A 22,452-nucleotide genomic window follows, 5' to 3' on the forward strand; every position below is an offset into this window, starting at 1 on the left:
GACGCTTTCCATGCTCAAAGTTTTTGCCCTGGCGCTGACCCTGTTCGCAAGTGCCGCACATGCCGATTCCACCTTGCACAACGACTTGCCGCTGGCCTATCTGGAACAAACCCAGGGCGACGCGCGCAACCAGCCGCTGGTGATTTTCCTGCATGGTTTTGGCAGCAACGAGGAGGATTTGTTTGGCATCAAGGACGCGTTGCCGCCGACCTGGACTTACCTGTCGGTGCGTGCGCCGATGCCGGTAGAGCCCCAGGGTTATCGCTGGTTTACCAAGACCGATGAGCCTGACTACAACGGCGAAACCGCTGACCTGCAAAGCAGCGCCAAACTGATCGAAGACTTTGTCGGCAAAGCCACCGCCAAGTACCACACCCGGAGCGACCGGGTGTTTTTGGTGGGGTTCAGCCAGGGCGCGATCATGTCTTACGAAGTGGCCCTGCGTCAGCCCGAGCTGGTGCGCGGTATCGCGGCGTTGAGCGGCAGTGTGTTGCCGGTGCTCAAGGCGCAGCTCAAGCCCAAGGAATCATTGGGCAAGCTGGCGATTTTTATTGGCCACGGGACCCTGGACCAGGCGCTGCCGTATGCGTCGGGCACCCAGGCGAACGAGGTGCTGGTGGGGTTGGGGTTGAAGCCGGAGTTTCATGGGTACCCGGGGATGAATCACACGATCAGCGAAGCCGAAGTGCAGGACTTGAAAGCCTGGCTGGAGAAAAGCCTGAACTAAACATCCAGTAAAAATGTGCAAAGGGCGGTGAATTACTTACCGCCCGTAATCTGCTTGACCAACTGTGCATGACCCTTCACATCATCGGCCCGGGAAATCGCCTGAATCACCAGCAAGTGATTGCCGGAACCGCCGAGGAATGTGGAGTTCAAGGTCTTGCCGCCGCCCTGAGTGGCGCTGCTGTCCACCTGGCGCAAGCCAAGGCCCTTGTAGGTCAGCTTCTTCTCGCCGAGCTTCTTGAAGTCGGGCAGGGCGGCGCTCTGGTCCTTGACGAAATCAGCCACGGCGCCATCAAGGAACTGCGGGTCGTTATCCTTGATAGTTGCCCCATCGTTGCGCACGGTTTCGGCGACGATCACTACGCTTTTCGTTGTTGAATTGGCATACAGAGTGCCCTGGGTATCGGCGGTGCCGTCCTCAGCCTTGCCGGAGGGTAGGGTGTCGGCGCTGTAAGCCTTGGGCAGGTTGAAGGTGAACTTGCCACCCAGGGTGGAAATTTTTTGCGTGGTCGGCTTGGCGGCAGCGAACACGCTGCCGGCGGTAAGCGCGAGGGCCAGCAGCACTGCGGTCTTGGTGAACGTGGCCATGTGGCGCTCCAGGGATGAACGAAATTGCGGCGTATTCTGTCAGAAAATTCGCAATTTCGTTCATTCTCCATGTCACACCTTGTCGGACTCTTCCTCAAGCCTGTCCATCTCAAACAAACGCGCCAGTTCCGTACGGGCTTCCTGGGCGGTTTGCATGACTTTGGCCGCATCGTCGTACACCGCGTGTTGCGCGGCGAGCACTTGCTGGTCGTGGGTCTTGAAGCGATTGATGCGCGCATCTGCCTGAGCCTGGCTCAAACCCAGGCCGACCAGGGTGCGGCGGCTCATTTCCAGGCTGGAATAGAAGGTTTCGCGCACCGGTGAAGCGTCCAGGTCCACCAGGCGGTGCACGTGCTGACGGTTACGGGCACGGGCGATGATCTTCATGTGCGGGTAGAGGCTGCGCACCAGGGCGGCGGTCTTGATATTGATCTCCGGGTCGTCCATGGCAATGACGAAGAATTCCGCCTGATCGACCTTGGCCGCGTGGAGGATTTCCGGGCGCTGGGGGTCACCGTAGAACACCGGCATACCGCCAAAACTGCGGGTCAGCTCGATGGTTTCCACCGAGGTGTCGAGGGCGATAAACGAGATGTTCTGCGCACGCAGGATCCGCGCCACGATCTGGCCCATCCGCCCCATGCCGGCGATGACCACGCGGGGCCCGTCGCTTTCGATGGCGCGGTATTCCTCCGGCACTTCCACCGGCTTGACCTTGGGTCTGAACAGCTTAGGACACACCAGCAGCAACAGCGGGGTCAAGGCCATGGACAGGGTGATGGTCAGCACCAGCACATCGTAGAGGTGCGGTTCGAACAGCCCCTGATCGCGGCCGATCTTGAACACCACGAAGGCGAATTCACCCCCGGCCGCCAGCACCACGCCGAGGCGCAAGGCGCTTTCGCGATTGAGATCGCCGACCATGCGGCCAACGGCGTACAGCAGGGGCAGTTTCAAGCCGATCAACAGCAGGGTCAGGCCGATCACCACCAGCGGCGTACTGAGCAGCAGGCTGAGGTTGGCGCCCATGCCCACACTGATAAAAAACAGCCCCAGCAGCAGGCCCTTGAAGGGTTCGATCTGGGATTCCAGTTCGTGGCGGTATTCCGAATCCGCCAGCAGCAGGCCGGCGAGGAAGGCCCCCAGGGCCATGGATACGCCCACCAGTTCCATCAGCCAGGCGGTGCCGATCACCACCAGCAGCGCGGTGGCGGTGGACACTTCGCGCAGGCCGGTCTTGGCGACGATGCGAAACACCGGACGCAACAGGTAGCGCCCACCGATGATGACCACGGCGATGCTGCCCAGTACCTGCAAACCATGGCGCAAGCCCTCGGCTTCGGTGGTGGGGTGACTGCCACCGGCCAGCAGAGGCACGAGGGCGATCAGCGGGATAGCCGCGATGTCCTGAAACAGCAGGATGGCGAAAGCCAGACGCCCGTGGGGCTGGTTGAGCTCCTTGCGCTCGGCCAGGCTTTGCAGGCCAAACGCGGTCGAGGACAGCGCCAGGCCCAGGCCCAGCACGATGGCGCTATTCCAGGGCTGGCCAAACAGCCACAGCGCCACCGCGCCCATGACTAACCCGGTGAGCAGCACCTGGGCCAGGCCGACACCGAACACAGCCTTGCGCATCACCCACAGGCGTTTGGGCGACAGCTCCAGGCCGATGATGAATAACAGCAGCACCACACCCAATTCAGAGAACTGCGCCACGCTTTGCGGGTTGCCGATCAGGCCGAGTACCGACGGGCCGATGATCACACCGGCAAACAGATAGCCCAGCACCGCGCCCAGTTGCAGGCGCTTGGCCAGGGGCACGGTGAGCACGGCGGCGAGCAGGAACACTACGGCCGCTTGTAACAGGTTGCCTTCATGGGGCATTGCGAACTCCATTGTTTACTTGAATCAACGGCTAACCGCTGCTGTGGCGAGGGAGCAAGCTCCCTCGCCACAAAAAAGCGCTCCAGCGCAGAGGGGGCAGGGCGCTATTAGAGCGCTTTTTCACATTTTGAAACTTGTATTTTTGTCGCGACAGTCAATGGATATTGGTTGTTACCCCGCTCGTTCCTGGGTTTTACGAAAGTATTAATACCATTTAATTCAATGACTTTTCCGTGGCTCTACTAACGTTTCGACAAACTGGATTGTTAGTCACCACGGTCAGGTATTTCGAATTCGATGCGTGTGGAAGGTTAAACCCGGGCTCTTTACGCATTCATGGACGAAACGCTTGCACCACAAGGAGTAGAACGTGGATAGAAGACTTGTGACTGCCGCTGTACCTCGTATTTCTGCGCTTTCTCTTGCTATCCGCCTGGGCGTGGCCGGTCTGGTCATGGGCCTGGCGAGCCCGAATGTGCTCGCCGCCTGCACCCCGGCAAGTCCTGCGTTCGGCGCGACGGTCACCTGTACGGGCGTGCCGTCATTGCCATTGTTCCTCAACACCTTCAGCAGCGCGGTCGACAACCTGACGGTCAATGTCAACGCCGGGGCGCAACTCAACGCAACGCTGGGCGGCAAAGCATTGACCCTGACCGGCAACAACACGACGTTGAACAACTCCGGCACCATTGACCCGGCACTCCTCGGATTTGTTTCATTGTTGAGCGGTGGCGTCGTGATCGGCAACACGGCAGCCAGCGCATTGAACATCACCAACACCGCCAGCGGCATCATGCGCGGCACCGGTGCGCTGCTCGGGGTCAACCTGGCTTCGCTCGATGGCATGGCGCTGAACGCCACCAACGGCGCAGGCGGCATCACCACCATCGTCAACAACGGCACCATCGGCTCTTCGTCCTTGCTCGGCGTCTCACTGTTCACTTCCGATACCCCGGTGGTGGCAGTACAGGGCGGCGGGCAGGTCAACATGACCAATAACGGCACCTTGACCGGGCGCGTAGCGTTCGAAAGCTCCGCCACCGGCAACACCTTTATCAACACCGGGACCATCTCCGGCGGTGTGTCGATGGGGGCCGGCAGCATCAACACCTTCACTGCTGTGACGGGTTCAAGCGTAACGAACGGCGGCGGTGCGGGCCTGAGCCTGGGCGGACTGCTGGGTGTGAACCTGACATTCGCGCCCACCGGCCAGGTCGACGGCGGCGCACTGGGCAGCAACACCTTGATCTTGCAGAACACCACCGGCGTCGGCGGTGGTGCCACGGGGACGGGCACCGCGTCGAGTGCCAACTATGTCAACTTCAACAACCTGACCATCAACAGCGGCACCTGGACCCTGCAAGGGCCTTTGGTCAGCGGCAGCACCACTCTCAATGGCGGCATCTCGCAGTTCGATAGCAACACCACCTTCGGCACCGGTGTACTGACCACCAACGGCGGGACCATCGAGGCCACCGGCAATGGCTTGACCCTGTCCAATTTGCTGACTCTGGGCACGGGCGGCTTGACGGTACAGGGGGCCTCGACCGGCCTGACCTTGAGCGGCGTGCTCTCGGGGGCCGGCGGCTTGACCAAGGCCGGTACCGGGCAACTGATCCTCAGCGGTGCCAATACCTACACCGGCGCGACAAACCTGGCCGGCGGTTCGGTGCAACTGGGCAATAACCTCGCCTTGAGCAGCGGCGCGGTGACGGTCAGCGCAGCCACCACCTTGCAAGCCCCCGGCACTGTCAGCCTGGGTAATGCGCTGACCCTGAACGGCAACCTGACCACCGACGTGGCCGGTGCGCTGACCTTGGGGGGTGCGATTTCCGGCGCCAGTGGGATCACCCACAGCGGTGCGGGCAGCCTGACCCTCAACGGTGTCAACAGCGGTTACACCGGCACCACCAGCCTGGGTGCCGGCACGCTGGTGTTGGGCAATAACACGGCGTTGGGCAGTGGCAGCTTGAGTGTAACGGGCGCTGCCAACCTGAATGCGGGCGGTGCGTCGTTACTCACCAACAACGTGGCGCTGGGCGCCAACCTGACGCTGGCTGGTACCAACCCGCTGACGTTGGGCGGGGTCATGTCCGGTGCCGGCAGCCTGATCAAAACCGGTGCGGGCCTGTTGACCCTGACCGGCAACAACACCCGCACCGGCATTACCGCGCTGAATGCCGGTGGGCTGGTGGTGGGTTCCGCTACCGCGTTGGGCAGCGGAGCCTTGAATGCGGCGGCGGGCACGACTCTGGATGCCAGCACGGCCGTCACCTTGACCAATGCGGTCAACCTGGCGGGCAACCTGGGCATCGGCGGCACCGCCGACCTGACCCTGAGCGGTGGCATCAATGGTGCCGGTAGCCTGACTAAAACCGGCGCGGCCAACCTGATTCTCAGCGGCACCAATGGCTTCCTGGGTGGCACCACCCTGAATGCAGGCACACTGACCGTCGGCAGCAACACGGCCCTGGGCCTTGGCCCACTGACAGTCGGTGGTGCGGCGACCCTGGACAGCAGCACCGCGGTTGCGCTGAACAATGGCATTGTTCTCAATGCCGGGCTGACCCTGGGCGGCACCAACGCGCTGACCCTGGGCAATGCCATCAGCGGCGCGGGCCCGCTGATCAAGGACGGCTTGGCCAACCTCACCCTCAACGGCACCAACACCTTCAGCGGTGGCGCCACCCTCAATGCAGGTACCTTGATCCTCGGCACAGCGGGCGCGCTGGGCAGCGGCGCCTTGACGGTCGGCGGCGCCGTCACCCTGGATAACAGCGCAGCCTTCGGGATCGGCAACGCCATTGCCCTGAATGCCGACTTGAGCCTGGCAGGCAACAACGACCTGGCCCTGAACGGCGTGATCAGCGGCGCGGGTGGCCTGATCAAAAATGGCTTGGCCGATCTGGCGCTGTCGGGCAGTAACACCTTCACTGGCGCCGTGGATATTTTGTCCGGCAGCGTCACACTGTTGAGTGCCGATGCCCTGGCGGGCAGTTCCGGCGCCAACGTGGCAGCCGGTGCGGCGCTGAACCTGAATGTGGATTCCAGCCTGGCCGGCCTCAGCGGCACGGGCGACGTGGCGGTGGGCGGAGGTTTCAATCTCAGCGTAGGTGGCCTGAGCACCAGCAGTACTTTTGACGGTAGCCTCAGTGGCGCGGGTGGCTTGATCAAGGTCGGCACCGGCACGCTGGACCTTACCGGGATCAACGGCATCAGCGGTAACACGCAGATCAACGCCGGCACTTTGAACCTCACCGGTTCCCTGGGCAGTGCAGTGGTTGACGTGAACAGCGGCGGCACCCTGACCGGCACCGGTTCGCTGTTGGGGGCTGTGAATATCAATAACGGCGGGCACCTGGCCTTGAACAGCGGGGCGACCTTATCCGCCGGCAGCTTGAGCATGAGCGCTGGCGGCAATCTGGATGTGGCGCTCGGTGCGCCTTCGCTGACGTCGTTGCTGAATGTCGGGGGCAATGTGGACCTGGCCGGCAACCTCAATGTGAGCGATGCCGGTGGCTTCGGCGCCGGTGTGTATCGGTTGATCAACTACACCGGCAGCCTGACCGGCGCATTAAACGTCAACAGCGTGCCGTTGGGCTATGGCCTGGGTGACCTGTTGGTACAAACGTCGTTGAGTAACCAGGTCAATCTGGTGGTGTCGGCACCGAACATCCGGTTCTGGGACGGCAGCGAAACCGTGGCCAACGGCAGCGTTAACGGTGGCAGCGGCACCTGGACGGCGGGCGGCACCAACTGGACCTCGGCCGACGGCATTCTCAACCAGACCTGGGGCGGTGGTTTTGCGGTGTTCCAGGGCGCGGCGGGTACGGTCAGCGTGGAAGGCGTGCAGGCTCTTACCGGCATGCAATTCGTCACCGATGGCTACAACCTGGTCAATGGCACCGGCGGGCAGCTGAGCACCGGCAGCGGCAACTTCGCGGTGCGTGTCGACCCGCTGGCGACCGCGACTATTGGCGTGGATATCACCGGGGCGGGCGTCCTGGATAAACTCGATACCGGCACACTGGTACTCGGTGGCGCCAACAGCTACACCGGGGGCACCTTGCTTAACGGCGGCACGTTGGTGGTCGGCAGCAACACCGCGCTGGGCACTGGCGCCCTGACCGCAGCGGCGGGCACCACCCTGGACAGCAATACCGCAGCAGCGCTTGGCAATGACATTACCCTCAACGGCAACTTGAACCTGGCGGGCAGCAACGCGCTGGTGCTCAGCGGCGTGATTGGCGGCGCAGGCGGCTTGATCAAAAATGGCGCCGCCAGTGTGACCCTGGGCGGCAGCAATACCTTCCTTGGCCCGGTGGCCTTGAACGCAGGTGGTCTGGTGCTGGCGGCCAATACCGCGTTGGGCAATGGTGTACTCAATGCGGCGGGCGGCACGACTCTGGATGCGAGCACTGCGCTGACCGTCAACAATGCAATTAACCTGGCGGGCAACCTGGGCATCGGCGGCACCGCCGACCTGGCGCTGACCGGTGCGGTCAATGGCGCCGGCAGCCTGACGAAAGACGGTGCGGCCAACCTGACCCTCACAGGCGCCAATGCTTTCCTCGGCGGCACCACACTGAACGCCGGTACGCTCACCCTGGGCAATGCGGCGGCGCTGGGGCTGGGCAATCTCACCGTCGGAGGGGCAGCAACCCTGGATAGCAATGCAGCCTTGACCGTCGGCAATAATGCCATCCTGAACTCGGCGCTGACCGTGGCCGGCAGCAATGACCTGACAATGGCTGGCCTGCTCAGTGGCACTGGCGCGTTGGTCAAGGACGGGGCCGCTAACCTGACGCTCAATGGCGTCAATATCTATCAAGGCGGCACCACCCTCAATGCGGGCACCTTGACCCTCGGCACCGCAGCGGCGCTGGGTACCGGGGCCTTGACGGTCGGCGGTGCGGCCACCCTGGCCAACAGCACACCGCTGGTGCTGGCCAACGCGATCAACCTCAATGCGAGCCTGACCGTGGGCGGCCTCAATAACAACCTGACCCTCGCGGGTGTGCTGGCAGGCAGCGGTGACCTGATCAAAACCGGCACGGCTGATTTGAGCCTGACCGGCAACAACACCTTCAACGGCTTGTTCGATGTGCAAGCGGGCAGCCTTACCACCGTGGGCAATGGCGCATTGGGTGTGGGTGCCGGCGTCAATCTGGCGGGCGGTACCTCCTTGAACCTGGGCGGCACCGCCAGCCTGGGCGCGCTCACCGGCACTGGGCTTGCGACAGTCGGGGCAGGCGATACCTTGAGTGTCGGCGCCAATAACCTCGACAGCACGTTCGGTGGCGTTTTGGCGGGGCTCGGCAACTTTGCCAAGGATGGCACGGGTGCCCTGACCCTCGGTGGCCTCAGCGTGTTGACCGGCGATACGCTGGTCAATGGCGGCAGCCTGCTCGTCAACGGCTCATTGGCCAGCGCCAATGTGAATGTGGGCAGCGGCGCGACCCTGGGCGGTACCGGTACCTTGCTGGGCAATGTGGTCATCGCCGATGGCGGCCACCTGGCGGTTAACTCGGGCGCAACCCTGACCACCGGCGCGTTGCTGCTCAATGCCAACTCCAACCTGGATGCGGGCCTCGGCGCGCCATCCACCGGCGGTACGGCACTGGTACAGGTCAACGGCAACCTGACCCTGGACGGTACGCTCAACGTGAGTGATATCGGCGGCTTCGGCACCGGTATCTATCGCCTGATCGACTACACCGGCGGCCTGACCAATAACGGCCTGCAACTGGGCAGCCTGCCGGTGAATATCCCGGCTGCCGACCTGGACCTGCAAACCGCCATCGGCAACCAGGTCAACCTGCTGGTCAACGGCAGTACCAACGTGCAGTTCTGGGATGGCAGCCAGATCACCGGCAACGGCGCCATCGAAGGCGGCAGCGGCACCTGGAGCGCAGGCACCGGCAACTGGACCGGCGTCAATGGCGCATTTAACACAGCCTGGGCGCCGAACAGCTTCGCGGTGTTCCAAGGTACGGCGGGCACCGTCACCGTTGACGGCGCGCAAGCCATCACTGGGTTGCAGTTCGTCACGGATGGCTACAACCTGGCGGGTGGCACGGCGGGGGCCTTGACCCTGTTCAATGGTACCGGCGGCAACACCGCCGTGCGGGTCGACCCTGGCGTCACCGCGACCCTGGGTGTCATGCTCAATGGTGGCGGTACCCTGGCCAAGCTCGACACAGGCACCCTGGTGCTCAACGGCGCCAACAGCTACACCGGCGGCACCGCGCTCAATGGCGGCACGCTGGTGGTCGGTAACGACAGTGCCCTGGGCAGCGGCCTGTTGACCACCGCCAATGGCACTACGTTGGACAGCAACGCGGCGGTCAACCTGGCCAATAATGTGGACCTCAACGGTGCGCTGACCATCGCTGGCAGCAATGCCTTGACCTTGGCCGGTAACGTGGCGGGCACCGGCAGCCTGATCAAAAATGGCATCGCCAACCTGACCCTCAGTGGCAACAACACCTATGCCGGGCCAACCGCACTCAACGCCGGCGGCTTGATCGTCGCCTCCAACACCGCACTGGGCAGTGGTGCCTTGAACGCGGCAGCCGGTACCAGTCTTGACAGCAACACGGCGGTGGCTTTGGCCAATACGGTGAACCTGGCGGGTAACCTGGGCATTCTGGGGACTGCCGATCTGAGCCTGAACGGCGTGGTCAGCGGTGCGGGCGGCCTGACCAAAACCGGTGCGGGCAACTTGACCCTCAATGGCACCAATGCCTACCTCGGTGGCACCCAATTGAACGCGGGGTCCTTGACCCTGGGCAACGCGTCGGCCCTGGGCAGCGGTGCCCTGGCGGTCAATGGCGCGGCGACTCTGGACACCAGCGCCGCACTGGCCCTGGCCAATAACCTCAGCCTTAATGCCGCGCTGACAGTCGGCGGCAGCAATGATCTGAGCCTTGATGGCGTAGTTGACGGCAGCGGTTCCGTGATCAAGGCCGGTGCCTCCAACCTGGTGCTCAACGGTGCCAACACCTTCAGCGGTGGCACAACTCTGAATGCCGGTACGTTGACCCTGGGCAATGCCACGGCCCTGGGCTCGGGCGCCTTGACCCTCGGCGGTGCGGCAACCCTGGCCAACAGCACGCCACTGGTGCTGGCCAATGCGGTCAATCTCAATGGCGACCTGACCGTCGCAGGCAGCAATAACCTGACCCTGGCCGGTGTGCTGGCCGGCAACGCGGCGCTGATCAAGAATGGCGCGGCGGACCTGCTGCTGACGGGCAGCAATACCTTCAGCGGCCCACTCACCGTGGCCGGCGGCAGTGTGACCACGCTGGGGAACGGCGCGCTGGGCACTACCTCGGGCGTGACCGTCGGCAGCGGCGCCAGTCTCAACCTGGGTGGCAATGCCAGCCTCAATTCCCTGGCCGGCAACGGCACGGTGCAGGTGGCGGGCGGTAGCACGCTGGCGGTGGGCGGCAGCAACCTGGACAACACCTTTGGCGGTTCGCTGGGCGGTACCGGCGGCCTGGATAAAAACGGCAGCGGTGTGCTCAACCTGAGCGGCACCAATGGCATCAGCGGCGCAGCCAATGTCAATGGCGGCACCTTGAATGTCACAGGTTCCCTGGCCAGCGCCACGGTGGCGGTCAACAACGGCGCGACCCTGACCGGCAGTGGCACCCTTGCCGGTGCCGTGACCGTTGCCGACGGGGGCCATGTCGGCCTGAACACCGGCAGCACGCTGTCGGTGGGCTCGCTGGTGCTGGGCGGCAATTCCAACCTGGATGTCGGCCTTGGCACCCCGGTGCTGGGCGGCGGCACCGGGCTGCTGAATGTCGGCGGCGACCTGACCCTGGACGGCAACCTCAACGTCACCGATATCGGCGGCTTTGGCAGTGGCGTTTACAACCTCATCAACTACGGCGGGGCGCTGACCAATAACGGCCTGACCCTCGGCGTATTGCCGGGCAGCGTGGTGCCGGGCGATCTGCAAGTGCAGACCGCCATCAGCAACAAGGTCAACCTGCTGGTAACTGCGCCTAACACCACTGTGCAGTTCTGGGATGGCAATAACCTGATCGGCAACGCTGCCATCGACGGTGGTAACGGTACCTGGAGCGCCGGTAATACCAACTGGACCAATGTCGACGGCACGCTCAACCAAGGCTGGACCAATAGCTTCGCAGTGTTCCAGGGCGCGGCCGGCAATGTGACGGTGGACGGCACGCAAAACATCACCGGCATGCAGTTCGTCACCGATGGCTATAACCTGGCCTCCGGCGCTGCGGGGGTGCTTAACCTGGTCAATGGCGGCACCGGCAACACCGCGGTGCGCGTCGACCCGAACGTTACCGCTACCCTCGGTGTCACGCTCAACGGTGCCGGTACCCTGGCCAAGCTCGACAGCGGCACCCTGGTGCTTAATGGCGCCAATGGCTACACCGGCGGCACCGCGCTCAATGGCGGCACCCTGGTGGTCGGCAACAACAGTGCCTTGGGCACCGGCGTGCTGACAGCGGCGGGTGGCACCACCCTGGACAGCAATGCGGCGGTGACCCTGGCCAATGCGGCAGTAGTCAACGGCGCTTTGGCGGTTGGCGGCAGCAACGCGCTGACCCTCAATGGTGGCATCAGCGGCAGCGGTAGTCTGGTGAAAAGCGGCGCTGCAGCCCTGACCCTCAATGGCGTCAACAGTTACAGCGGCGGCACGGGCCTCAACGCCGGTCAGCTGGTGCTGGGCAACAACGCCGCACTGGGCAGCGGTGCCCTGACTGTCGGCGGCGCTGCGCAACTGGATGGAGGCACTGACCTGCAACTGGCCAATGCCATCAACCTGGGTGGCCCGTTGACTCTGGCCGGCAGCCACGACCTGGCCCTTAACGGCGTCGTCAGCGGCACCGGCAGCCTGGTGAAAAACGGCAGCGGCGCCTTGCTGCTGGCGGGTGCCAACACCTACAGCGGTGGTACCACGCTCAACGGCGGCACCACAACCGGCAATACCACCAGCCTGCAAGGCGCCATCACCAACAATGCGGCATTGACCTTTGAGCAAGCCACCGACGGTACCTACACCGGCAACCTCACGGGTACTGGCGTATTGAATAAAACCGGGACCGGTGCGTTGCTGCTGACCGGTAACAACACCTTTACCGGCGCTACCAACGTCAACACCGGCAGCCTGTTGGTCAACGGCACCCTCAACAGCGCTGCGGTGCAAGTAGCCAGCGGCGCAACCCTGGGCGGCAGCGGCACCCTGGGCGGTGCGGTGAGCATGGCGGACGGTTCGGTGCTCAAGGCGGGCGCGGCAACACCGCTGTCGGTCGGCTCGCTGGCGTTGTCATCGGGCACCACGCTGGACTTTGCCCTCGGCGCCCCGGGTGCTTCGAGCACGGCGGTGAATGTGGCCGGCAACCTGACCCTGGACGGAACGCTTAACGTCAGTGATGCGGGCGGCTTTGGTCTGGGCGTGTATCAACTGTTCCGCTATGGCGGCAGCCTGACCGATAACGGCCTGACCTTTGGCACCTTGCCCGTCGCTTTGGGCAACGTGAGCCTGCAAACCGCGCTGGCCAACCAGCTCAACCTGGTGGTGCAAACCGCTCCAGGGCAGATCCAGTTCTGGAACGGCGGCACCACCAACCCCGATGGCACCATCATCGGTGGCAGTGGTACCTGGGGCCCGGGCACCAACTGGACCGACCCCACCGGCACCCAAGGGCAGGCGTCCACCAACCAGTTCGCCGTATTTGGCGGGCAGGGCGGTACCGTGACGGTTGTCGGTAACCAAGGCTTTACCGGTCTGCAAGTGCTGGACGCCGGCTACGTGCTGACGGCCGGCGAAGGCGGCAGCTTGAGCCCGACCAACGCGGCGGATGGCAGCCTGGCGGCGGTGCGAGTCAATTCCGGCGTGACGGCCCAGATCGATGCACCGCTGGTGGGAACCGGCGGCATCAACAAACTGGATGCCGGTACCTTGCTGCTGACTGGCGCGAATACCTACACCGGCGGCACTACCGTCAGTGGCGGTACGCTTGCGGGCACCACCACCAGCCTGCGTGGCAGGATCCTCAACAACGCTCGGTTGTTGTTTGCCCAACGCACCAATGGCCAATTCAGCGGCACCTTGAGCGGCACCGGTGCGCTGATCAAGCAAGGCGCAGGCGCGCTCCTGCTGACCGGCAACCAGCCGTTCAGCGGCACCGTGGCGGTAGAAGAGGGCGTGTTGCAAGTGGGCAACGCGGCCAACCCAGGCGCCGTGCTCGGCGGCCAAGTCACCGTGGCCAACGGTGCGGGCCTGACCGGCAACGGCAGCGTCGGTTCGCTGGTCAACAACGGCTCGGTAACGCCTGATGGCGGCAAGTTGAGCGTGGCCGGCAACTTCACCAACGCCAGCACCGGCGCGCTGAACCTGGTAATCACTCCGTCCACCACCGGCTCCCTGGCCGTGGGCGGCACTGCTAACCTGGGCGGCACCTTGAATGTGATCAACCTGGCACCCTATGCCGGCGCGACCACCTACACACTGCTGACCGCGGGCGCGGTAAACGGCACCTTTGCCACCACCAACCTGGAGAACCTGGCGTTCCTCACTACCGCGCTTAACTACAGCCCAACCCAGGTAGCCCTGGCGGTCAGCCGTAATAACGTCAGCTACGCCAGTGTGGCGGCTACCGCTAACCAGCGCGGCGTGGCGGCGGCATTGGGCAGTGGTGCAGCCGTCGGTGGCGCAGCGGTGCAGAACGCGTTGCTCAATTCTGACGTGGCAGGGGCGCGCGCAGCCTTCGACAGCTTGTCTGGCGAGATTCATGCCAGCACCGCCAGCGCGATGCTCGAAGATTCGCGGTACGTACGTGACGCGGTCAACGAGCGCATGCGCCAACCCGGTTGCTACCGCGAGGATGACCCACGCAATGCCCTGGCGCCAAGCGAAAACCGTCTGACCAGTGCCGGTTGCCACGGCGAGATGGTCGGTTGGATGCGCGTACTCGGCACCTGGGGCCATATGGGCGGTGACAGCAACACCGCCAAGCTGGACCGCAATCTCAGCGGCTTCCTGCTCGGCACCGACAAGCAAGTGGACGACGCCTGGCGCGTCGGCGCGGCCGCCGGCTACACCCGCAGCGACCTGGATGCCAAGCGCCGTAATTCCAGTGCCGATGTGGACAGCTACCACTTGATGGCCTACACCGCCTACCAGCAGGAAGCCTTCGCCGCACGCATGGGCGTGGCGTACAGCTGGCATGACGTCGAAAGCAAACGCAACGTGTCTGTCGGCGGTGCGGGCCAACGCCTGAAAGCCGACTACAAGGCACGCAGTGCACAGGTGTTCGGTGAAGTCGGCTATACCATCCAAACCGCCAGCGTCGCCCTCGAACCGTTCGCCGGCCTGGCTTACGTCAACTACGACAGCGACACGATCAAGGAAAAAGGCGGTTCGGCAGCCCTGCGTGGCGACGCTGACCAGAGCATCACCTACTCGACCCTGGGCGTGCGCATCGGCCAGACCCTCACCTTGGGCAACGGCTCGAAAATCACCCCGCGGGGCAGCATCGGCTGGCGGCATGCCTTCGGCGATACCAAGCCTGACGCCGACCTGAGCTTCATCAATGGCGGTGGCTCGTTCAGCACCCAGGGCGTGCCGATTGCCAAGGACAGCGCGGTGGTGGAAGCGGGCCTGGATTACCAGATCAGCCAGAACGGCAAGCTGGGCCTGGGCTATTCGGGTCAACTCTCGCGCAACGACAAGGACCATGCGGTGACGGTGAGTTTCTCCCTCGGTTTTTGATCAAGGCCGAGTTTTTTGAACCGCCCGAAAGGGCGGTTTTTTTTGAAGTATTTCAGGGTTCCTGAATGCACAGAGTTTATGGCTCACCCGCCAGGCTGAAGAATGTACACACAATTTCTTCCGGAGCGCGGCTGGCTGGCTAACCAACGTCGACCTAAAGTTATGCCCTTGAGTTTATATTCCTCGGGTGGCATATTTGCATGGTCTGGGACATTGAATACACGGATGAATTCGGAGACTGGTGGGGTGGCTTGGATGCAAAGGAGCAGTCGTCGGTAGCTGCCAGTGTTGATTTGCTGGAGCTGTTCGGGCCGGGGCTGCGCTTTCCTCATAGCAGCGATATCAAGGGCGCTCGACACGGCAACCTGCGAGAGCTGCGGGTACAGCATGCAGGACGACCTTATAGAGTGTTGTATGCCTTCGATTTTCGGCGCTGTGCAGTGTTGCTGATAGGTGGCGATAAAACCGCACAGCACCGTTGGTACCACGAGTACGTACCCTTGGCAGAGAAGCTGTACGACGTACATTTAGAAACATTGCGTAAAGAGGGCCGTGACCATGGCTAAGAAATTCGCGGAACTGAAAGCTCACATGACGCCCGAGTCGCGCGCCGATGCCGAACGGATATTCGAGCAACATTTGAAAGAAATGCCACTGCATGAGCTGCGCAAGGCCCAGCAGTTGAGTCAGGCAAGCCTGGCGAAGGCATTGAATATCAACCAGGCAGCGGTTTCGAAGATGGAGCGTCGTACTGATATGTACATCAGTACGTTGCGTGACTACATACGTGCGATGGGGGGCGAGTTGGAAATCATCGCAACCTTTCCGGATGGACAGGTCAAGATTGACAACTTTGCCTGTTGAAGCCGCTGTGTTCTTCGCCAGAGTGGAACTGCTGCGCAGTCCAGCGGGAGCAAGCTCCCTCGTCACACAGGCTGAGTGTTGGCTCTGGCTGAACTGTGGCGTGCTCGACTCGGGTTATTCCCGTTGTCCTGAACGTGGCTAACGCCCGTCAGGATTCACCTTCCTTGCGGGCACTGTTTGTTACTATCGCCATCCCTTGCCACCAGGAGTCACCGGCCCATGCAACACCAGTGGGATGAAATGCACCGCACCCGCAAGCCCACCTTCGTTCTATGTGGCGAGCCCCAGGGGGATGTGCTCAATCTCTATGTTCACGGTTATTCGGCCTTTTTCAACCGCCAGCAACTGGGCAATTTCAAGGCACAATTGGCGGGTATCGAAGGCTCGACCAACCTGATGCTGTTCTGGCCGGCGGGGCACTTTCTGGAAAACCTGTTTGCGCCGTTCAAGGATGTGATCGCTTCGATGCTCGGCGGTGGTGGCCTGGGCGCAGCGACGGTGGGCGTGGGCAGGGCGATTGCCTACTTTCTTGACCATTACAAAAGTGTGGAGGCGCGGGTTGATGAAGTGGCCAGGACCTTGTTGCCGGAACTGGCCGGCTACCTGCACGACGAGTCGTTGCCTGTGCGGCGCATCAACCTGATTGGTCATTCCCTGGGGGCGCGTATCCTGGTCAAGAGCCTGTTGGCCAGCCCCGATACCGCCCGCGAACTGCCATTGAACAACCTGTTGCTGATGGGCGGCGCGATCTGTACGTCAAGCCCCTGGGATGAAGTGTCGGCGCCGCTCAAGGGCCGGTTGATCAACTGCCACTCCAGCAAGGACTGGGCACTGGCCCTGAAGCCGGATAGCGAGCGCTGTATCGGCCGTTATGCGATTGACGTCACGCCAGCACTCAAGACCAAGGTCACCAACGTGCATCTGGCCAGCTTCGATCATGCCGCTTATTGGCCGCAATTGAAGACGGTGGTGCAGTACACCGACTTGCTGCAGGAGCGCCGGGGCCTGATCCGCGCCGACCTGCGCAGCAGCGAAGTGCGGTTTGCCGAAGAAGATGCCGAACTGTTCCCGGTGCTGGTGCAGGCACGGCCCCAAGAGCTGAAGTTTCTCGCCGAGTTGATGGCGCAAAAGCGCAGTGCCTCGATTGACGCCAGTGTGCGCGAACCGCTGAAGCTGGCTATTGAATTGCAGCGCATGGGCGGTGACAGCTTCATGAACCTGGCCCGTGGTCACGGCGTGGGCTATCGCCAGATTGCCGAGGAGGTGGCGCAACGCCTGGGCATCAAGTTCGATGAACCGCTTGAAAGCGTGGCGCTGGCTGATATCGAAGCGCAGGTCGCAGAAAAGCTGATCGAGCAGTACAAGGACAAACTCAGCCGCGCCGACCGTCAGGCGTTCGACGCCGAACTCAAGGCCGCTGCGCAAAAAGAGCAGGGGTTGTTCACCCGCTTCGACGTGGGCCGTTCGGCCACCACAGCTTTAAGCGGTACCGCACTGGCCGGGCTGACCGGATTTATCCTGCGCCGCGGTGCGGCCACGGCGATTCCGGTGGTGGGCCAGGCGCTGGCGGCGGCGATGCTGCTGGTCAGCGGTGTGCGAGCGTTTTCCGGCCCGGCGTATTCGATCACCACCTTGGCGGTATTGGTGGTCGGCGTGATTCGCCAGCGCATGGAGCGCGAGGCACTGAACCAGGAGTTGGACCTGGTGGTGCAAGTGGTGGAGGCCTTTGATTTGCCGCGGGACACGGTGATGCGCACGGTCGCGTCCGGCTGATAAGCTGCTGCCCAAGCCTTGTGTATTGTTTGGAATGACGCGTGAAATTCAACCTGCCGAAAATCGCTACCGCCCCGTTCTGCCCGCCGGAAGTGGCCGGCTCTGTCGCCGTTGACCCCAAGGCGTCGTTTTTCAAACGAATGTTGATGTTCGCCGGCCCCGGTTTGTTGATCTCCATCGGCTACATGGACCCCGGCAATTGGGCGACCGCCATTGAAGCCGGTTCCCGCTACGGCTACAGCCTGCTGTTTGTGGTGCTGCTGGCCAGCCTTGCAGGGATGGCGGTGCAGTGCCTGTGCTCACGGCTGGGCATCGCCACCGGTAAGGACCTGGCGCAACTGTGCCGCGAGCGCTACAGCAAGCGCTCCTCACGTACCCAATGGCTGCTGGCGGAAATCTCCATCATCGCCACCGATCTTGCCGAAGTGCTCGGTTGCGCCCTGGCGTTTCACCTGCTGCTTGGCGTGTCGCTGACCACCGGCATCGTCATCACGGCCTTCGACACGCTGTTGATCCTTGCCCTGCAAAACCGCGGTTTCCGCCGCCTTGAAGCGATCATGCTGGCGCTGGTGGCGACCATCGGCGTGTGTTTCTTTATCGAACTGGTGCTGATCAAACCCTACTGGCCCGACGTGCTCAGCGGTTTCACGCCTTCACTGTCGGCGATCAGCGACGCGGCGCCTTTGTACCTGGCTATCGGCATCCTTGGCGCCACGGTCATGCCCCATAACCTCTACCTGCACAGTTCCATCGTTCAGACGCGCCTGATCGGCAAGGACCTGGCGAGCAAGCAGGATGCGGTCAAGCTGGCGCGCATCGACACCATCGGTTCCCTGGCCCTGGCGTTGTTGGTCAACGCAGCGATCCTGGTGCTGGCCGCTGCGGCGTTCTACAAGACGGGCCATACCGATGTGGTGGAAATCCAGGACGCCTACCACCTGCTCGACCCACTGGTAGGCGGCGCCTTCGCCAGCATCCTGTTCGGTATCGCCTTGCTGGCGTCGGGGCAGAGCTCGACTTTTACCGGCACCATTGCCGGCCAGGTGATCATGGAGGGCTACCTGAACCTGCGCATACCCTGCTGGCAACGACGCCTGATCACCCGCGGGCTGGCGTTGATCCCGGCGTTCCTTGGGGTATGGTTGATGGGCGACGATGCCATCGGCAAGCTGCTGATTCTCAGCCAGGTGGTACTGAGCCTGCAGTTGCCCTTTGCGCTGTACCCACTGATCCGCATGACCGGTGACAAGCAGTTGATGGGGCCGTTCGTCAATCGACTGCCCACGCGGCTATTGGCGTGGTTCCTGTTCGCGGTGATCAGTGGGGCGAATGCGTGGTTGATTGGGCAGTGGTTGTTTGATTGATGGAAGGCCGCTGGAACACGACCTACACCAACATAGCCAATGATGTGTATTGGGCAACCTGCGGATCAGCCGTCAATAACTTCATCGGCTCACTCAACGCTGTTGCAATGATCAGCCGATCAAAAGGATCCTTGTGATAATGCTCAAGATCCTTGACCGCAATGGCGTGTTCAAGGGTGATGGGTAATTCGACGAAACCGCTTTTGGAGCAATATTCACGGATTTCATCCAGGTCTACATCGAGCTTACCCAGCCCAACCTTGATTGCCATTTCCCAGAATGTTGCTGCGCTGACATAAATGTCTGCGGCATTTTCAATCAGCTTGTGAGCTTTGCCGGATAGCCTGGGGTCATCGTTGAGCGCCCACAGCAGAATATGGGTATCCAGCAACAGTCTCACGAGTGGTTGCCCTCGAATGCATCCAGTAGATCGCTAGGGAGTGGCGCGTCGAAATCTTCAGGGATGACCAGCTTTCCCTTCATTGCGCCAATCCGCTGTCGGTTGGTCTTACCGACGGGCACCAGCTGTGCCATTGCGCGCCCATGCTTGGCAATGGTGATGATTTTACCGGCGGCGGCATCGTCGACGAGCTTGGACAGGTTGTTTTTTGCCTCACCGAGAGGAACGGTAATCATGTGGTCTTCCCCGTGTTTTGGCCAAATATAGCCAAAACTACGTGAGCTATCAAAGACGGCTCGACCACTGGCCAAAGCTGCTCGTTCCGCGCGTGATGGTTTGTAATACATGACATTCATGGCATATCTCCAAGAAAGAACAAACCAAAGTCTGCCCCAGCGCTCGGTATCCAGAAATACTGGCTCGTAAAATCAGAACCGGCCTACTTTTCTTCCGAGGAATTTTCCCTCGGTGACATCATCAGGAAGGGCGGCTTCACTTACCGATCCCAATACGGCACCGCCCCAAAGCACTCCACGAAATAGTCGATCACCGTACGCACTTTCAGCGACAACCTTCGGCTGCCCGGCCACAGCGCGGCAATCTGCTGGGGCTCCAGGGTGGTCGCGACATCATATTCAGTCAGCACAGCCTGCAAACTGCCGGCGCGCAAGCTTTCGCCAATCAGCCAGGAGGGAAATACCACCAGGCCCAGGCCCTGTTCGGCGGCGTGGGTCAAGGTGTCGGCGTGGTTGCCGGTGATCGGGCCCTTGACGCTGTAGGCGGACCAGTCACTTTGGCCGCGCCTGAAGAACCAGCGTTGCTGGCCGGTGATGCCTTTGTAGGCCAGGCATTGGTGGTTGACCAGTTCGTCGGGGTGGTGCGGTGTGCCATGTTGCGCCAGGTAGGCGGGGCTGGCGGCAATGCGAAAGCGCTGGGGCGCGAAGATGCGTGCCTGCATCCCCGAATCATTGAGCACGCCGATGCGAAACAGCAGGTCGGTGCCGTCTTGCAGTGGGTCGACGAAGGTGTCGGTTTGCTGGATATCCAGTTGCAGCTTCGGGTAGCGCCGGCATAGCGCTCCCAGCCACGGTGAAAGGTGGCGCTGGCCGAATACCATGGGCGCGTTGATACGCACCAGCCCGCTGGGCTCACTGTCCTGTTCCTGCAAGGCTTGGTTCGCGGTTTCCAACTGCTCCAGGACCAGTCGGGCATGACGCCCGAGCAGGCGCCCGGCTTCGGTAGGGCTGACGGCGCGAGTGTGGCGGTACAGCAACTGCTGGCCGAGGGCCTGTTCCATCAGTTGAATTTGCCGCGAAATGGAGGAGGGTGCGAGGCTCTCGCGGCGGGCCACTTCGGAAAAACTGCCGTGGTCCAGCACGGCGACGAACAGGCGCAGCGCCTTGAAACTCAGCTCATTCAAACCCTGCATCATCTCTCCTGGCTGTGCGTATTGCGCAAAGGTGTTGTTTGTATGCTCCCATTTATCGCACAGGACGGCCACCGGATAATGCGCGCCATGTTTTCCTTGTTGATGCGCAGGTGATCTATGCAGGCACGTTCTATTGAAGGTGTGGCGCAGGCCAGACCTAACAAAAATTTTCTGCGGTTGCTGTTGTTGCCGTTGGTGATCCTGGCGGGCATGGGCCTGTCGGTGGAAGCTGGCCTGCTCGGGCCATTGGGCGCGCAGGTCGGGCATTTGTGGGCGACGTTGAGCATCTTCGGCGTCGGCACCGCGATTCTCCTTCTACTGCTGCTGTTCAGCGGACCGCAGAAGGGCCCGGCATTCACCGAACTGCCGCGCTGGCAGTTGATTGGCGGGTTCCTGGGGCCGATGTACGTGGTGGTGTTGACGCTGGCCACGCCCCACATCGGTATCGCGATGACCATGATTGCGATCCTGTCGGGACAGGTGGGCAAGAGTGTGTTGATCGACCACTTCGGCTGGTTCGGCGCGGCGCGCAAGCGGGTCAATGGCGAGCGCTGGATTGCATTGGCGTTGATTGTGGCGGCGCTGGTTCTGATTGCACGAGGGTAAGACGATGAATCTGATGATGTTACTGGTGGTGGTGATTGCAGCCGGGGCGGTGTTGAGTGTGCAGGCCGCCATCAACGGGCGCCTGGGCCAGACGGTCGGCGTATTGCGCAGCAGTCTGCTGACCTTTGCCGTCGGCGCGCTGATCACGGCGCTGTTGATATTCTTCTTCGAACCGGCCCAGGCCGTCAGCCTGCTGGACGTGCCGAAATGGCAGTTGACCGGCGCCCTGTTCGGTGTGGTGTACATGCTGGTGATGGTCGGCGCAGTGCCCGTTGTGGGCACGGCGGTCGCCACGGTGGCGGTGATTGTCGGGCAATTGGGAATGGGCATGCTGATCGACAACTTTGGCTGGCTGGGCAACCCTGCGATCGAATTGTCGGGCAGCCGCATCGTGGCGATGCTGTGCCTGGCTCTGGCGCTGGTGTTCATGTACCGCAGCAATACCCGGGCGGCCGACTGACGGCTTTGAACCTTGGTGTTGTGCATGCAGTCACTGCTTAAGGTGCGGCATTCGCCGCACCGAGACGACCATGAAGAAGGAGTCTGACCATGCCGGATCAAACCTGTGCTTGCCCCCACTGCAAATGCGTACTGGGTGCCGATGCGATCATGAAAGACGGTAAGGGCTATTGCTGCCAGGGCTGTGCCGAGCACCATGCCCATGGTGAGCCTTGCGCCGCCGCGACGGGCTGTGAGTGCGCCAAGTCGGCTCACGGTTGACATCAGCGCGAAATGGCCTCGACTAATGGGTAGGAGCGAGCTTGCTCGCGAAAAACGCCAACGATAACGCGTGTTTCCTGAATAAACGCGGTGCCTTTGGGTTTTTCGCGAGCAGGCTCGCTCCTATGTATGGACTCGCCCCCACTGTCAACCCGCTTTTCAAACATTGGTACCCGGTTGCATCTATGTATCAGGCCTATCCGAGGAAGCTCCAAACAGCTTCTGGCCAACATTGGATCAGCTCGCGATCTGCCCATTACAAAAAGGCCTCAAGGGCCGGTAGGAGCGCAGGCATCAATTCGCGACGGTCTGACCAGGGGTCAATGTTCGTTAGCACGGG

Annotated in this window: 14 protein-coding genes; 9 read left to right on the top strand and 5 right to left on the bottom strand. The window is 62.2% G+C overall.

The window, feature by feature from the left end; translation table 11 throughout:
• Positions 1-10 precede the first annotated feature (10 nt).
• Positions 11-727 carry an alpha/beta hydrolase gene (locus TX23_RS25255; RefSeq protein WP_057704505.1) on the top strand — a complete coding sequence of 239 codons (717 nt, stop codon included), beginning with the start codon at positions 11-13 and terminating at the stop codon, positions 725-727.
• Between the two features lie 32 nt (positions 728-759).
• Here the strand turns inward: TX23_RS25255 and TX23_RS25260 are convergent, their stop codons facing one another.
• Together TX23_RS25260 and TX23_RS25265 are read right to left on the bottom strand one after the other, a co-directional pair.
• Positions 760-1,314, bottom strand: coding sequence for a DcrB/PsbP domain-containing protein (locus tag TX23_RS25260; RefSeq protein WP_057704506.1), 555 nt, complete (start codon positions 1,312-1,314; stop codon positions 760-762).
• 72 nt (positions 1,315-1,386) lie between these two features.
• On the bottom strand, positions 1,387-3,195 hold the full coding sequence (locus TX23_RS25265; protein ID WP_057704507.1) for a monovalent cation:proton antiporter-2 (CPA2) family protein: 1,809 nt from the start codon (positions 3,193-3,195) through the stop codon (positions 1,387-1,389).
• 370 nt (positions 3,196-3,565) lie between these two features.
• Here TX23_RS25265 and TX23_RS25270 point away from each other — a divergent pair, with 370 nt between their 5' ends.
• The 5 genes from TX23_RS25270 (at position 3,566) to TX23_RS25290 (ending at position 18,957) form a co-directional block, all read left to right on the top strand.
• Positions 3,566-14,956: an autotransporter-associated beta strand repeat-containing protein gene (locus TX23_RS25270; protein ID WP_057704508.1), complete on the top strand. Its 11,391-nt coding sequence runs from the start codon at positions 3,566-3,568 to the stop codon at positions 14,954-14,956.
• A gap of 200 nt (positions 14,957-15,156) precedes the next feature.
• The gene (locus TX23_RS25275) at positions 15,157-15,522 is read left to right on the top strand and encodes a type II toxin-antitoxin system RelE/ParE family toxin (protein WP_057704509.1); all 366 of its coding nucleotides are present in this window, start codon (positions 15,157-15,159) and stop codon (positions 15,520-15,522) included.
• On the top strand, positions 15,515-15,820 hold the full coding sequence (locus TX23_RS25280; RefSeq protein ID WP_057704510.1) for an XRE family transcriptional regulator: 306 nt from the start codon (positions 15,515-15,517) through the stop codon (positions 15,818-15,820). The genes TX23_RS25275 and TX23_RS25280 overlap by 8 nt, the downstream gene beginning before the upstream one ends.
• 219 nt (positions 15,821-16,039) lie before the next feature.
• Complete coding sequence (locus TX23_RS25285; RefSeq protein ID WP_057704511.1) at positions 16,040-17,593, top strand: DUF726 domain-containing protein; 1,554 nt, start codon at positions 16,040-16,042, stop codon at positions 17,591-17,593.
• Between the two features lie 41 nt (positions 17,594-17,634).
• The gene (locus TX23_RS25290; protein WP_057704512.1) at positions 17,635-18,957 is read left to right on the top strand and encodes an Nramp family divalent metal transporter; all 1,323 of its coding nucleotides are present in this window, start codon (positions 17,635-17,637) and stop codon (positions 18,955-18,957) included.
• A 22-nt stretch (positions 18,958-18,979) separates the two neighbouring features.
• Here the strand turns inward: TX23_RS25290 and TX23_RS25295 are convergent, their stop codons facing one another.
• From TX23_RS25295 to TX23_RS25305, 3 genes are all read right to left on the bottom strand, one after another.
• Positions 18,980-19,357: a type II toxin-antitoxin system VapC family toxin gene (locus TX23_RS25295; RefSeq protein ID WP_057704513.1), complete on the bottom strand. Its 378-nt coding sequence runs from the start codon at positions 19,355-19,357 to the stop codon at positions 18,980-18,982.
• Positions 19,354-19,713: a type II toxin-antitoxin system Phd/YefM family antitoxin gene (locus tag TX23_RS25300; protein WP_167346954.1), complete on the bottom strand. Its 360-nt coding sequence runs from the start codon at positions 19,711-19,713 to the stop codon at positions 19,354-19,356. Before TX23_RS25300 ends, TX23_RS25295 begins: the two co-directional genes overlap by 4 nt.
• A gap of 140 nt (positions 19,714-19,853) precedes the next feature.
• Positions 19,854-20,786, bottom strand: coding sequence for a LysR family transcriptional regulator (locus tag TX23_RS25305; RefSeq protein ID WP_057704514.1), 933 nt, complete (start codon positions 20,784-20,786; stop codon positions 19,854-19,856).
• A 117-nt stretch (positions 20,787-20,903) separates the two neighbouring features.
• Between TX23_RS25305 and TX23_RS25310 the strand changes: the two genes are divergently transcribed.
• The 3 genes from TX23_RS25310 (at position 20,904) to TX23_RS27650 (ending at position 22,112) form a co-directional block, all read left to right on the top strand.
• Positions 20,904-21,392 (top strand): DMT family transporter, encoded by a 489-nt coding sequence (locus TX23_RS25310; RefSeq protein WP_057704515.1) that lies wholly within the window; start codon positions 20,904-20,906, stop codon positions 21,390-21,392.
• Between the two features lie 4 nt (positions 21,393-21,396).
• Positions 21,397-21,852, top strand: a complete 456-nt coding sequence (locus TX23_RS25315; RefSeq protein ID WP_057704516.1) for a DMT family transporter — start codon at positions 21,397-21,399, stop codon at positions 21,850-21,852.
• A gap of 89 nt (positions 21,853-21,941) precedes the next feature.
• The gene (locus TX23_RS27650; protein WP_019816816.1) at positions 21,942-22,112 is read left to right on the top strand and encodes a putative metallothionein; all 171 of its coding nucleotides are present in this window, start codon (positions 21,942-21,944) and stop codon (positions 22,110-22,112) included.
• Positions 22,113-22,452: the final 340 nt, after the last annotated feature.

The organism is Pseudomonas paralactis, from assembly GCF_001439735.1.
Classification (GTDB): Bacteria; Pseudomonadota; Gammaproteobacteria; order Pseudomonadales; family Pseudomonadaceae; genus Aquipseudomonas; species Aquipseudomonas paralactis.

Coding starts and splice junctions, on each gene's coding strand:
- TX23_RS25310 (WP_057704515.1), top strand. CDS start 20,904: ATGCAGGCACGTTCTATTGAAGGTGTGGCGCAGGCCAGACCTAACAAA.
- TX23_RS25255 (WP_057704505.1), top strand. CDS start 11: ATGCTCAAAGTTTTTGCCCTGGCGCTGACCCTGTTCGCAAGTGCCGCA.
- TX23_RS25265 (WP_057704507.1), bottom strand. CDS start 3,195: ATGCCCCATGAAGGCAACCTGTTACAAGCGGCCGTAGTGTTCCTGCTC.
- TX23_RS25300 (WP_167346954.1), bottom strand. CDS start 19,713: ATGAATGTCATGTATTACAAACCATCACGCGCGGAACGAGCAGCTTTG.
- TX23_RS25280 (WP_057704510.1), top strand. CDS start 15,515: ATGGCTAAGAAATTCGCGGAACTGAAAGCTCACATGACGCCCGAGTCG.
- TX23_RS25305 (WP_057704514.1), bottom strand. CDS start 20,786: ATGCAGGGTTTGAATGAGCTGAGTTTCAAGGCGCTGCGCCTGTTCGTC.
- TX23_RS27650 (WP_019816816.1), top strand. CDS start 21,942: ATGCCGGATCAAACCTGTGCTTGCCCCCACTGCAAATGCGTACTGGGT.
- TX23_RS25275 (WP_057704509.1), top strand. CDS start 15,157: ATGGTCTGGGACATTGAATACACGGATGAATTCGGAGACTGGTGGGGT.
- TX23_RS25285 (WP_057704511.1), top strand. CDS start 16,040: ATGCAACACCAGTGGGATGAAATGCACCGCACCCGCAAGCCCACCTTC.
- TX23_RS25315 (WP_057704516.1), top strand. CDS start 21,397: ATGAATCTGATGATGTTACTGGTGGTGGTGATTGCAGCCGGGGCGGTG.
- TX23_RS25260 (WP_057704506.1), bottom strand. CDS start 1,314: ATGGCCACGTTCACCAAGACCGCAGTGCTGCTGGCCCTCGCGCTTACC.